The organism is Acinetobacter sp. UBA1297 (genome assembly GCF_002307755.1).
Taxonomy (GTDB): Bacteria; Pseudomonadota; Gammaproteobacteria; order Pseudomonadales; family Moraxellaceae; genus Acinetobacter; species Acinetobacter radioresistens.
The window spans coordinates 4,813-17,200 of record NZ_DBUF01000003.1 but is presented as its reverse complement, the minus strand read 5'-3'; the positions used below and the strand labels follow the sequence as shown (position 1 = coordinate 17,200).

The 12,388-nt window shown below is 43.7% G+C and carries 11 protein-coding genes; 5 read left to right on the top strand and 6 right to left on the bottom strand.

The genetic code is table 11. The annotated features are described in order from the left end of the window. Nucleotides 1-22: 22 nt before the first annotated feature. The 3 genes from B3R63_RS00860 to B3R63_RS00850 form a co-directional block, all read right to left on the bottom strand. Nucleotides 23-667 carry a trimeric intracellular cation channel family protein gene (locus B3R63_RS00860; protein WP_005017209.1) on the bottom strand — a complete coding sequence of 215 codons (645 nt, stop codon included), beginning with the start codon at nt 665-667 and terminating at the stop codon, nt 23-25. 37 nt (nt 668-704) lie between these two features. After that, a complete protein-coding gene (locus B3R63_RS00855; RefSeq protein ID WP_286728012.1) occupies nt 705-1,184 on the bottom strand; it encodes a YchJ family protein in 480 nt (159 codons plus the stop codon). 64 nt (nt 1,185-1,248) lie between these two features. Next, the gene (locus B3R63_RS00850; RefSeq protein ID WP_005405845.1) at nt 1,249-2,850 is read right to left on the bottom strand and encodes a TerC family protein; all 1,602 of its coding nucleotides are present in this window, start codon (nt 2,848-2,850) and stop codon (nt 1,249-1,251) included. 330 nt (nt 2,851-3,180) lie between these two features. On the opposite strand from B3R63_RS00850, the gene B3R63_RS00845 reads away from it, so the two are divergent. Then, nucleotides 3,181-3,804, top strand: a complete 624-nt coding sequence (locus B3R63_RS00845; RefSeq protein WP_005017221.1) for a TIGR00730 family Rossman fold protein — start codon at nt 3,181-3,183, stop codon at nt 3,802-3,804. Nucleotides 3,805-3,847: 43 nt separating this feature from the next. On the opposite strand, the gene B3R63_RS00840 is transcribed toward B3R63_RS00845, so the two are convergent. Then, the gene (locus B3R63_RS00840) at nt 3,848-4,816 is read right to left on the bottom strand and encodes a hypothetical protein (RefSeq protein WP_286728010.1); all 969 of its coding nucleotides are present in this window, start codon (nt 4,814-4,816) and stop codon (nt 3,848-3,850) included. Nucleotides 4,817-5,076: 260 nt separating this feature from the next. Here B3R63_RS00840 and mdtD point away from each other — a divergent pair, with 260 nt between their 5' ends. From mdtD to B3R63_RS00820, 4 genes are all read left to right on the top strand, one after another. Beyond that, nucleotides 5,077-6,483, top strand: a complete 1,407-nt coding sequence (gene mdtD, locus B3R63_RS00835) for a multidrug transporter subunit MdtD (protein WP_286728008.1) — start codon at nt 5,077-5,079, stop codon at nt 6,481-6,483. A gap of 65 nt (nt 6,484-6,548) precedes the next feature. Further along, nucleotides 6,549-7,301 carry a GH25 family lysozyme gene (locus tag B3R63_RS00830; RefSeq protein WP_286728007.1) on the top strand — a complete coding sequence of 251 codons (753 nt, stop codon included), beginning with the start codon at nt 6,549-6,551 and terminating at the stop codon, nt 7,299-7,301. Next, on the top strand, nt 7,301-8,356 hold the full coding sequence (gene dinB / locus B3R63_RS00825) for a DNA polymerase IV (RefSeq protein WP_286728005.1): 1,056 nt from the start codon (nt 7,301-7,303) through the stop codon (nt 8,354-8,356). Before B3R63_RS00830 ends, dinB begins: the two co-directional genes overlap by 1 nt. Nucleotides 8,357-8,722: 366 nt before the next feature. Further along, nucleotides 8,723-9,076 carry a RidA family protein gene (locus B3R63_RS00820; protein ID WP_005022898.1) on the top strand — a complete coding sequence of 118 codons (354 nt, stop codon included), beginning with the start codon at nt 8,723-8,725 and terminating at the stop codon, nt 9,074-9,076. Nucleotides 9,077-9,165: 89 nt separating this feature from the next. Here B3R63_RS00820 and B3R63_RS00815 read toward each other — a convergent pair whose 3' ends face one another. Beyond that, a complete protein-coding gene (locus B3R63_RS00815) occupies nt 9,166-9,690 on the bottom strand; it encodes a DUF2726 domain-containing protein (RefSeq protein WP_286728003.1) in 525 nt (174 codons plus the stop codon). Between the two features lie 264 nt (nt 9,691-9,954). Next, complete coding sequence (locus tag B3R63_RS00810) at nt 9,955-12,348, bottom strand: YgiQ family radical SAM protein (RefSeq protein ID WP_286728056.1); 2,394 nt, start codon at nt 12,346-12,348, stop codon at nt 9,955-9,957. Nucleotides 12,349-12,388 lie beyond the last annotated feature (40 nt).

The following is a 12,388-nucleotide window of genomic DNA, read 5'->3' as shown; positions in this document are numbered from 1 at the left end:
TAATTCAAGTTTTGATTGATGGTCAGGACAAATCTTTAGAAGAGGCTGAACTATCGTCTTCATCTTTATAAATAAATTTTGGCATTTCCAGACCAAAATAAATAGCAATCAACCGCAAGGTAAAGCCAAATACCAGAGTTGCAATCACTGTCAGTTCAAGCGATAAACCCAGATTCAGACAGCTCCAGTAGCAGATCACTGCAACAAAAGAGATACTGGCATACAGTTCACGGCGGAATACTAGAGGCACGTCATTACATAGAATATCTCGCAAAATACCACCAGAGACTCCGGTAAGCACTCCTGCAACTGCCGAAACTACGAAACCATGTCCCATTTGCAGGGCAATCTGACAGCCAATAATAGTAAAACCAATAAGGCCCAAGGCATCCAGAACCAGAAAGATATTCCGTAAATGACGCATCCATTTAGCAATCAAAATGGTAAAAAAAGCCGCTGCACAGGTCAGCACCAAATATTCAGGATGTTTCACCCAGGTGAGAGGATAATGACCCAGCAGCACATCCCGGACCGAACCTCCTCCTAATGCAGTCACGCAGGCAATTAGCACTACACCAAACCAGTCCATGCTGCGTCGCCCGGCAGATAAAGCGCCAGTCATGGCTTCGGCTGTAATTGCAATAATATAAATTATAGTGAGAAGCATTGCCCTGTGTTCCGTCCAGGCTAAAAATAGCGCTATTTTAAGTTAAAGTTGCCAGAAAAGGGGCACAGCATTGCTTAAATTTTTTACCTGAACCACAAATACATGGCTGTTTCATGGTAACCGGCATATCAACCGTCGGGTCCAGAAAAAACCATTGCCCAGCCTGCTGCACAAAATACGATATTTCATGATGAAGTTGTGGCTGCTTGCCATCATGATAATGAGCTCTAAATTCGACTTGAGCATGATGTTTGGTCAGCTTTTCTTTAAAGTTGATTACTTCAAGTCCTAACCAGCGATTTGTCTCACTCCACTGCTGTATAGCAGCCCCTTCCAGATAAGGCTGTTGACCAAAAGCTGTAGTTTTTACGATATAGCCAATCTGCTGCAAAGCAAAAGCACTGTAGCGCGAACGCATGAGCTGTTCAGCATGTACCGCTCGGGTTTTGCCACTATGCAGAGGTTCACAGCAATCTTTATATAAGCCTTTACCGCATGGACATGATGCGCCTGACATAAGCTGAATCCAAAAAAATAGCCCTTATGAAGGGGCTATTGTAGCGAATTTTCTAATACAGCTTCTAACGATATTCTTCATCAGATGCCGGCTGGTCACTGGTCATAATATGGATTTTCTCAATTTTATGACCGTCCATGGTGACCACTTCAAAAATATGCCCATCTGCCTGTAGCTTTTCACCATTTACAGGTAAGTGGCCCAAGTGATACAGCATATAACCCGATAACGTTGAATACTGCTCACTTTCGTCAACCAAATTACGGCCCAGCAATAAGGAAACATGTCGAATATCGGTTGAGCCTTCCAGCATCAGTGAACCATCCTCGAGGCTCTCTGCAGCCGCTTCCAACTCATCTTCATCCGGAAATTCACCGGCGATGGCTTCAAGTACATCAATCGGTGTAGCGATACCTTCAATAGAACCATATTCATTTAAAACAATTGCCATCTGTAAGGGTGCCTGACGTAACTGTTCCATTACCATCAGAACCTGAGCATTTTCATGCACAATCACCGGTTCACGCAGATGTTTTTCGAAATTTAGAGTCCCGGTTTCAATGTATTCATTCAGGACTTTATGGGTCAATGCAATACCGGCAATATTATCAAGTTCTCCATGCGCCACAATCAGGCGGGAATGTGTCATGCTTAAGAGACGCTCTTTAATGACTTCAGCATCTTCATCCAGATCAATCCATTCAAGTTCTGGACGTGGAGTCATTACAGATTTGACCGGCCTTTCGGCCAGTCCAAGTACGCCCTGCACCATTACACTGTGGTATACACCATTTTTTTCATCAAAGACTTCATCGGCAAAGGCGCGTGTTGCCAGCACATCTTCCGGCTCGTTTGATGGTGACTCATTACTATTGCTGGTATTTTTACCGCCGAGCATCCGCATCACTGCTGAGGCAGTGCGATAACGTAAATCGGTGGTGGTTACCAGCTTTTCCTGGTTACGACGCATGGTCTGGTTGACCATTTCTACCAGCACCGAGAAGCCAATTGCAGCATACAGATAGCCTTTTGGAATATGGAAGCCAAAGCCTTCAACCACCAGCGAAAAGCCGATCATCATCAGGAAGCCTAAACACAGGATCACTACGGTCGGGTGGCGGTTGACAAACTCCATGAGTGGTTTAGATGCCCACAACATGATTCCCACAGCAATAATGACTGCAATCATCATGACCGAAAGCTCTTTCACCATGCCTACTGCCGTGATCACGCTGTCAAGCGAGAATACCGCATCAAGCACAACAATCTGGACAATAACCATCCAGAAGGCCGCATGAACCGGATTTTCTTCTTTATGTGCATGATTACTTTCAATCCGCTCATGCAGTTCCATTGTCCCCTTAAAGAGCAAGAATACCCCACCGAACAGCAGAATCAAGTCACGGCCGGAAAACGGATGATCAAAAATATGGAAGAGAGGATCAGTTAAGGTGACCACCCAGGCAATAGAAGCAAGCAGGATCAGCCGCATCCCCAGAGCCAGGATCAGACCTAAAATACGTGCGGTATTTCGCTGATGTGGCGGCAGTTTTTCAGCCAGAATGGCAATAAATACCAGGTTATCAATACCCAGTACAATTTCCAGAACGACCAGAGTAACCAGGCCTACCCAAGCAGAAGGATCAGACATCCATTCAAAAATCATTGAACATGCTCCTGCTGGCGATTTACACTTTCTCTTGGAGAACTGTTACTGAAGTCCCGGATTCGGGTCACTATTTTTTCTTTATAAAAGTCAGGATATTCGGAGCGACTACAACCACTGCCCATGTTGATCAATATGTTGTTTAACAGATTTTCAGTATAGGCAAGATTTTTTAGAAATTCATCTTTTTTTGTTTTTCAATCTTGTGCTCTTCACCAACTTGATACAAACCCTATCTAAAACCATTATAGCCTTCTACTGAAGATGTCATATTTTTTACTTAAGCTAGAGCTAGAGCGAGAAAAAAGAACATGCTAAGGTAAAAATATAATGATGAATAGTGTACTAGAAATGAGAAATGCCCCAGTTAATCCTGAACCAAGAACAACTCAGCATTTGGTAGCTTTATATTGTGGTTCGCGTCCGGGCAATAACCCGATTTACCGTGAAAAAGCAATTGAACTTTCCCAAGGACTGGCACAACATGGGTTTGGCATCGTTTATGGCGGTGCCAGTATCGGCCTGATGGGTCAAGTGGCTGACAGCGTATTGGAAGCTGGCGGTGAAGTCGTAGGGGTAATTCCGGAATTTATGCTGGATTATGAAATTGCCCATAACCAGCTAACAGAGCTGCATATTGTTGCAAGCATGCATGAACGTAAAGCACTCATGGCAGAACGAGCCAGTGCTTTTGTTGCCCTGCCGGGTGGTTTGGGTACCTTTGAAGAGATTCTGGAAATTGCCACCTGGGGGCAGTTAAATCAGCACCAGAAGCCGATGATTTTATATAATGTAAATGGTTTTTATAATGCACTGATCAACCAGCTGGATCATGCAGTACAAGAAGGTTTTCTGCCTGCTCAGCATCGCGCCAAAATTGTAGTGTGTGAACACAGTAAAGCCATCTTTAATGCAATGAAGAACCTGAACAGTCCAAGCCGCTTTGCAATTTAGTTAACTAACTGTAAAAAACGGGCTTAGGCCCGTTTTTTTAATATTATGTCCCCGAAATGAGCTGATAGAGCCAAGGTAAGGTGGTTGCCAAAAGTACGCTTACAGCCAGTCCGAAGAGCAACTTCATAGCATCTTTACTGACATTGCGTGAAGTCCGGTGCCGGTTTACTTCAACCAGGTGCATTGACATGGCAAACTCACGCCCGGCCAGGAGACCCAGAAAGACCCAGGTGGTACTCATCGGAATATTGCTCCATTCCTTGAACACCAGCAGAATAAAGGCATAGATAAAATCAATAATGGTGGCTGAGCGAATATCTGCTACACCTGTTTTGGTATCAATAATATTCTGGATTTTCCCGCCGCACTGGTAAAAAATGACGCCAAGCAAAATAATAAAGACCGAAATGGCAAATATCATAAAACCAAGAGGAACCACACGGGGAACATAGACGAAAATATTGGCCAGATCCTGAATCAGCCATTGGCTCCATAAAAATGCAGTCGAGACCCATTGCAGACCAATCCAGAATTTGGGAGTAGGATGATGCCGGGTCTGGCTAAAATAAATAGAGATTCTTTTAATAACAAAACGATAAACCAAAATTGCCACAATAAAAGCCACTGCATAACCCATCATCGATTTGGTCAGCATTGAACCCAGACTGCTTGGTGAGAAAATAGTAAGAACCAGAAAAGTAGTACTGACCGGAATACCGTAGCGCGTGAGCAGAATCAGTAATATGGGAGGAACTATATATAACCAGGTAATTCCTTCTTCAGGAAAAGGAATGGTTTCCAGACGTCCATAAGAAGCGTCGCCGATACCCGAAGTCCACCAGCCATACATCAGCACTACCGCCAGAATACTGCTGGTATATAGCCATAGTACCCACCAGGGACGGTGGGCATTGGATGAAATAAACGTACCTAAGGTTTGTGGCACATCATTTCCGACAATTGAATAAGCTGCTAGACAGAAGCCTACAATCATAAAAATTTCGATTGTCATAGAGGTCAGGATTCTCTTGAAGAATAAGTATCACGACTGCCCCAAGCGGTCGGCTGTGACAAGATTATGACATTTTTATTGCAGATTCATGACATTCTGATGACGAGAATTTTTTGAAAGGTCTGCCTTTAAAGAATAAATAAAATATTTTAATGTGGGGCTTATTTGCAAATCAATCATTACTGAGAAAGTACAGAGCACTACAGGACTTTTATTCTAGATTCGATAAACTATCAAAAAATATCATTATTTATAATATTATGGCTGTTACCGCTGAGCATCAACCTGTACAAGCTGAATACCGTCTTTTAGTTTTTCTGGTATCGATCGGCTTCTTCATGCAAGGTCTGGACACCACCATTGTCAATACGGCAATTGCAGCAATGGCCGAGCAGCTGAATGAAGACCCGCTCAAGATGCATAGTGTAGTGGTGGCCTATGTGCTGGCCTCGGCAGCCTGTATTCCACTAAGTGGCTGGTTGGCTGACCGTTTTGGTGTACGCAATACCTATCTTTCAGCCATTGTAATTTTTACCCTAGCTTCACTGGGCTGTGGTCTAGCTGAAAACTTGAACCAGCTGTTGTTTTTCCGGGTAATTCAGGGCGCTGGTGCTGCTTTACTTTTGCCCATCGGCCGGCTATCTATGCTGAAAATTATTCCGCGCACACAATTCCTCTCAGCCATGAGCCTGATGAGCTTGGCAGGGCTGCTTGGGCCATTGATGGGCCCTACTCTCGGTGGCTGGTTTGTTGAAGTATTTTCATGGCACTGGATTTTTCTGATTAATGTTCCGATTGGTCTGCTCGGCTGTATCATGACCTTTAAAGCCATGCCGAATGTCACCGAAGCCAATGTCAGTTCATTTGACTTTAGTGGTTTTATTCTGCTTGTGCTGAGTATGGTCGGTATATCACTGTCTATTGAAGTGATTTCTAATGAAAACTACTCCAATACCTTAGGCTGGACATTATTTGCTGTAGGAGCCATCGCTATGGCGGCATATGCTACGCATGCACACTGGCATCAGAATGCCCTGTTCCGTAGCAGCTTGTTCCGAAAAAATCCTGTATTTTCAATTGGAATATTAGGTAACTTTTTTGCACGGCTCGGTGGAAATTCAATTCCCTTTGTATTGCCCTTAATGTTACAGGTTGCATTTGATATCAGTCCGCTACAGACCGGTCTGATGATGATTCCACTGGTTTTGGGTTCCCTGATTTCTAAACCACTGATCAGGCCGCTGATTTCAAGATTTGGTTATCGCCGTTTTCTTATTACCAATACCTGTCTGGTCGGTTTAACTATTGCCAGTTTTGCCCTGACTACTGCCGATACACCCATCTGGCTAAGAACTTTACATTTTCTGGTAATGGGTCTGCTTAACTCCCTGCAGTTTGTATCAATGAATACTCTGACCCTAAAAGATTTGCCCCAGCAGGATGCCAGTAAAGGTAATAGCTTTCTTTCCATGATTCAGATGGTCTCCATGAGTATCGGGGTAGCGCTGGCTGGTACACTGATTAATATTTTTAGCAATTACTATGGTCCAGTTGATGTTAGCAAGGCCTTTCATTCTGCCTTGATCTGCCTGGGTCTGATCAATATCTTGGCAATGCTGATCTTTTGGCGGGTTCCAGATGAAAAGCAGATACAGCCGGAGTCCTGAATTTGACTCGAACTTTTAGTAGAAGCAGTTTATGCTTAAGCCTTCTGCCTATTATCTGCTAAGTTATGCCTCAGACTATTTCGCCAAAAATTGCCTGGTCATGGATGCTGGCCGTTGTTGGAAGCCTGCTGCTACTGGGTTTAATACTGCTGAGTGTGTTTAGCAACCAGCCACAGGCGGGAGAAGAATTCCCTGTTCAGGGTTTTGATGTTTCACATCATCAGGGTGATATTGACTGGAGGCAAATTTCTCCCAAGCGCTATCAGTTTGTCTATTTAAAGGCGACAGAAGGCGGAGATTTCCAGGACCATGAATTCCAGCACAACTGGCTGGCTGCACGCGAACAAGGCTTACGCGTAGGCGCCTATCATTTTTACCGCCTATGCCGTAATGGCGCAGTACAGGCCGATAATTTTATAAAGACTGTACCGCATAAAGCAGATGCGCTTGCTCCGGTAATTGATCTTGAATACGACAGTAACTGTATTAATACCTATACCAAGGAGCAGTTACTTAAAGAAATCCAGCTGATGCATGACCGCCTGAAAACACATTATGGCAAGCCGCCCATATTTTATGTATCCAAAAATTTTTATCATTTGGTACTAACCGACAGTTTTCCACATACCCCACTCTGGATTCGTGATTACGACGGAATGCCCGAGCTGAAGGATAAACGTGCCTGGAGCTTTTGGCAGTACAGCCGGCAGGGGAAAATTAAGGGAATTCCCAAACCGGTAGATTTGAATGCCTACCGGGGCAGTCCCGCAGAATGGCAGCGTTATCTGAAAAATATCGGTCTGAGTCCTGAACTCTGATGCGCAAGATTATTCATATCGATATGGATGCATTCTATGCGTCAGTTGAGCTGCGGGAGCGGCCGGAACTAGTACATTTGCCTGTGGTCATTGCCTCCCACCACCCCCGTGCTGTAGTGGCGGCCGCTTCTTATCCAGCCCGCAGTTTTGGTCTGCGTTCAGCCATGTCGATGACTCAAGCAAGAAAATTATGTCCTGATGTGTATGTGATTGAGCCGGACTTTGCTAAATATCGGGCTATTTCAGCCCAGATACATCACATTTTTCAGCAATACACTGCGGTAATTGAACCGGTTTCACTAGATGAAGCTTATCTGGATGTCACTGAAAATCTGAAAAACCTGCCTAGTGCTACGGCTGTAGCAATGCAGATTCGTGAAGATATTTTTAAAACACTTCATCTGACTGCTTCAGCTGGCGTCGCTCCTAACAAATTTCTGGCTAAAATTGCTTCCGACTGGCACAAGCCTAATGGCATTTGTGTAATTAAACCTCATCAGGTTCAGGCTTTTATTCAAGACCTGCCCCTAAAGAAAATCCCGGGCGTTGGTAAAGTCATGCAGCAAAAACTGCAGCAGTTAAAGCTAGATACCTTGGGAGACTTACAGCAGGTTGAAGAAAGTGTTCTTAGTCAGCATTTTGGTAAATATGGCCGGCAGCTTTATCTCTATGGCCAAGGGATTGACCATCGTCCGGTAGAGGCCAATCGACAGCGCCAACAGATTTCCAAGGAAATTACCTTTGATCGAGACTTAAGTTTGCAGGAATGTAATTCTTACTGGCCAATACTGGTTGAAAAAGTCTGGCAATCCCTCATCAATAAGAATCTGGTTGCCTGCGGGATCAGTTTAAAACTTCGACTTAAAAACTTTCAGACCCTGCAACACAGTAAAAGCTTCCGCCTGCCACTACGCTCTGTACTAGAGTTTGCCCAAGCCGTAGAGCTGCTGCTACAAGAAATGCATATTGGTGAAAATTCACTGTTCCGTCTGGTTGGTGTAGGCGTATACCAGCTGCAACAAGCACAACAGGAAAACCAATTGAGTTTATGGTGAGGTCTATTTCTGGTTATTCTTTCACCAACCGAAGAAAAATCCAGCAACTTGTGCTCGCTTTTTCTACAGATTAAGGTACTCTAGACAGTGCAGTACATTTATCCATGTACTTTGAGATGCTAGAAATCACCTTTACTTTTAGCATGCTGTCCTGTGATTGGCGTGACGATCAAATCCGAATGTTACAGGGCAACTCGACAGTCAGGGTATAACACGTAAAACTGCACAATATTTTCTTATAACTCCTCTCATTCATTTTTTGTTTTTAATAATTCGATTTTACTTTACTTTTCATTCCCGATTTTACTGAAAAATAGCTGCATGTTATGGTAACTCATCATTCATGAATTAAATGTCGAGTAAAACATGCCTGTACAACGTCTGCATACCACACCACGCTTTAGCGAAGTGACTATTAGTGGCCAGCTGGTACATCTGGCCGGTCAGCTGGCTGAAGATACCCGTCTAGATATACAGGGACAGACACGCCAAACACTAGAGCTGATTGACAAGCTACTGGCTGAGGCAGGTACAGACAAATCCCATATTATGTCAGTACTTATATTTCTCAAAGATATTGAGCAGGATTATGCTGCCATGAATGAAGTATGGGATGCTTGGGTACCAGAGGGTGCCGCTCCACCACGAACCTGTGTTGAAGCTAAACTTTATGCTCCAGATGTATTGGTTGAAATGACTGTTACGGCAGTTTTACCCTAACCTCATGATCAGCACTACAGGCACCTGACGTCTGTCGGGTGTCTTAATAGATTTTTATAGAATTTATTAAAAATAACAGCTTAATTTTACTAATACTGTTTTACACAGTCTCGGTAGTGCATAATATTTTCAAACCGGGGAGACTGGGAGGAAACTACTCCTGTTAGCGGTAGCTTTCCCAAAAAATCAGAACGAAGCTGCTCATCCTCAGGTACACCTTTATAACGCACCACCTTATAACCTGCCGTTTCAAGTAAACTACACTGATAATGCTGATATTTTAATTTTTTTAAACTCAATGCATCATCAATCTCAATAATTGCAAAAATCTGACTTTCTCGATCTAAAATCACAAAGTCAGCAATCATATGCTGATATTTTATACGGGTATGATTATATTTAGTGGTGAGTAATGTATCGAAAGAAACTTGAGCCAGAATATAGTAGTCTGGTAATACCTGTTGCAGACGATTAAAAGTCAACTGTTGGGCAGGACTGAAGATTGCACGGCGTTTGAGCGCACTATCATATTTGTCACGGGGCTTGAGTCTGTTAAAGAGCATGACTGCTATAACACACAGTGCAATAAGGCCTGCTATAATCAGGTAAAACATAATAATATTAATCCTTTAATCTATTTTTATAATCAGCTCGGTTTATAACCGTTTTATTCTAGTTAAAAATTTAAAACTTACCGGCCCAACTTAAATGATTTTGGCGGTAAGAGCAAGTCAGTTGGTCATATTCCTGTCTATCTGTTTTATCTTAAATAGATATAAACAGTAAGCAATCTATTTATACAGTTTTTTCTTTACCGAATGTTATCCATATCGGAATTATCGAGTATAAAAATAAAGGCACCGAAGTGCCTTGATCAATTAATAGGGAGTTTTGAATTTACCTTTACGCTTATTCTTGGTCAATTCAAAAGGGCGCTTCTCACCTGTTTCACGTGGCGGTAAACCTGTATGCTGGGTCAGCATCTGCCCTTTTTTCGGCCGCTGGTTCTGCCCCTGATTTTGTCCTTGTCTTCTCACACCGGTAACACGTTTTTGTGAATCTCCAGCTACTGTCGAGTTCTTTTTGCGCGCCGATTTATATTCGCCCTCAGTCCCTTGCGGCTGATAGGTTGGAATCAGATGCTGTTTGGAATTACCAATCAGATCCTGACGTCCCATTTCTTTTAAAGCTTCACGAAGCATTGGCCAGTTATTTGGATCATGATAACGCAAGAACGCCTTATGTAAGCGGCGACGCTTTTCACCTTTTACAATATCAACATCTTCAGTATAACGTGCCACTTTTGCCAGTGGATTCTTACTGGTGTGATACATGGTTGTAGCCGTCGCCATAGGTGACGGATAGAAGGTCTGGACCTGATCGGCACGGAAACCGTTCTTTTTCAGCCAGACCGCCAGGTTCATCATGTCATAGTCAGTTGTACCCGGATGCGCAGCAATAAAGTAAGGTATCAGGTACTGTTCTTTACCTGCCTCTTTACTAAAGCGGTCAAACATCTGTTTAAAGCGGTCATAAGTACCAATACCAGGTTTCATCATCTTCGATAATGGACCTTTCTCAGTATGCTCTGGTGCGATTTTCAGATAGCCGCCCACATGGTGCTGTACCAGCTCTTTCACATATTCGGGATTGAGTACGGCAAGGTCATAGCGCAGTCCCGAACCGATAAGAATTTTTTTAATTCCTTTAATCGCCCGTGCTTTGCGGTAAAGCTGAGTCAATGGAGCATGGTCAGTATGCAGATTCTGACAAACGCCCGGATAGACACATGAAGGTTTACGGCAGTTTTTCTCAATTTCAGGGTCTTTACAGTGCAAACGGTACATATTTGCAGTAGGGCCACCTAAATCTGAAATAATACCTGTGAAGCCCGGCGCGGTATCCCGAATCTTTTCAACCTCACGCAGAATTGATTCTTCGGAACGGTTTTGAATAATCCGTCCTTCATGCTCTGTAATTGAGCAGAACGTACAACCTCCAAAACAGCCACGCATGATGTTTACCGAAAACTTGATCATATCAAAAGCCGGGAAGCGTGCATCGGCATAGGATGGATGTGGCAGACGTGCATATGGCAGGTCAAATACATAATCCATTTCTTCAGTAGTCAATGGAATCGGCGGCGGATTTAGCCATACGTCACGCTCACCATGCCGCTGCACTAGTGCACGCGCATTGCCAGGATTAGTTTCCAAGTGCAGAATCCGATTAGCATGGGCATACAGCACCTGATCATTTGCAACTTGTTCAAATGAAGGCAAGCGAATTACTGCCAGCTCACGTGGAGGTAACTTGTGTTTAATGGCTTTGGATACTGGCTGCAATTGCACAATTTGTGTATCCGGTTCAAGCTGGTCCCCTTCACGCACGATCGGATTATGAACAATTTCTTTCTGGAAATTCTGATATTGGGTTAGTGAATTCCCCTTATCTTTTTCAATTTCACAGCCATCAATATCTTCAGTCATTACATACGGGTTAATGATAGGATCAACACGACCCACCGTATCTACGTCATTCGAGGCAATTTCGATAAACTGGGCCTTGGAGGCACGATTATGTTTATTAATAATAAATGCTGTACCACGAACATCAGTAATCTCGTGAATCTTTTCGCCTTTGGCCAGACGATGCATTACTTCGATAATTGAACGCTCACCATTGCCGTACATGAGCAGGTCAGCTTTCGAATCCATTAAGATAGAGCGACGGACTTTATCTGACCAGTAATCATAATGTGCAATGCGGCGTAGTGACCCCTCAATTCCGCCTAACAGGACAGGAACATCTGGAAAAGCTTCACGGCAGCGCTGGCAATAAACAGTTGCTGCACGGTCTGGACGTTTGTTAGGTACATTGTCTGGAGAATAGGCGTCATCTGAACGGATTTTACGGTCAGCCGTATAGCGGTTGATCATGGAATCCATATTACCTGCTGTTACACCCCAGGCAATATTCGGTTTACCCAACGCGCGGAAGGCATCGACATTGGTCCAGTCTGGCTGCGCAATAATACCAACCCGAAAACCTTGTGCCTCTAATACGCGTCCGATAATTCCGGACACAAATGAAGGATGATCAATATAGGCATCGCCACAGACTAAAATAAAGTCGCAGCTATCCCAGCCGAGTTGATCCATTTCCTCGCGTGACATCGGCAAAAATGGCGCAGGTTCAAAACATGACGCCCAATATTTGTCGTAATCAAACAACGCTTTTGGCGCAGTCTGAGCGGTATAAGCAGTAGACATGGCTAGCAATTCTCGGCTGGCAGATGGAAGATCAAAAAAA

Coding starts and splice junctions, on each gene's coding strand:
- B3R63_RS00850 (WP_005405845.1), bottom strand. CDS start 2,850: ATGATTTTTGAATGGATGTCTGATCCTTCTGCTTGGGTAGGCCTGGTT.
- B3R63_RS00820 (WP_005022898.1), top strand. CDS start 8,723: ATGCCTGTACAACGTCTGCATACCACACCACGCTTTAGCGAAGTGACT.
- B3R63_RS00855 (WP_286728012.1), bottom strand. CDS start 1,184: ATGTCAGGCGCATCATGTCCATGCGGTAAAGGCTTATATAAAGATTGC.
- mdtD (WP_286728008.1), top strand. CDS start 5,077: ATGGCTGTTACCGCTGAGCATCAACCTGTACAAGCTGAATACCGTCTT.
- B3R63_RS00840 (WP_286728010.1), bottom strand. CDS start 4,816: ATGACAATCGAAATTTTTATGATTGTAGGCTTCTGTCTAGCAGCTTAT.
- B3R63_RS00845 (WP_005017221.1), top strand. CDS start 3,181: ATGATGAATAGTGTACTAGAAATGAGAAATGCCCCAGTTAATCCTGAA.
- B3R63_RS00860 (WP_005017209.1), bottom strand. CDS start 667: ATGCTTCTCACTATAATTTATATTATTGCAATTACAGCCGAAGCCATG.
- B3R63_RS00815 (WP_286728003.1), bottom strand. CDS start 9,690: ATGTTTTACCTGATTATAGCAGGCCTTATTGCACTGTGTGTTATAGCA.
- B3R63_RS00810 (WP_286728056.1), bottom strand. CDS start 12,348: ATGTCTACTGCTTATACCGCTCAGACTGCGCCAAAAGCGTTGTTTGAT.
- dinB (WP_286728005.1), top strand. CDS start 7,301: ATGCGCAAGATTATTCATATCGATATGGATGCATTCTATGCGTCAGTT.
- B3R63_RS00830 (WP_286728007.1), top strand. CDS start 6,549: ATGCCTCAGACTATTTCGCCAAAAATTGCCTGGTCATGGATGCTGGCC.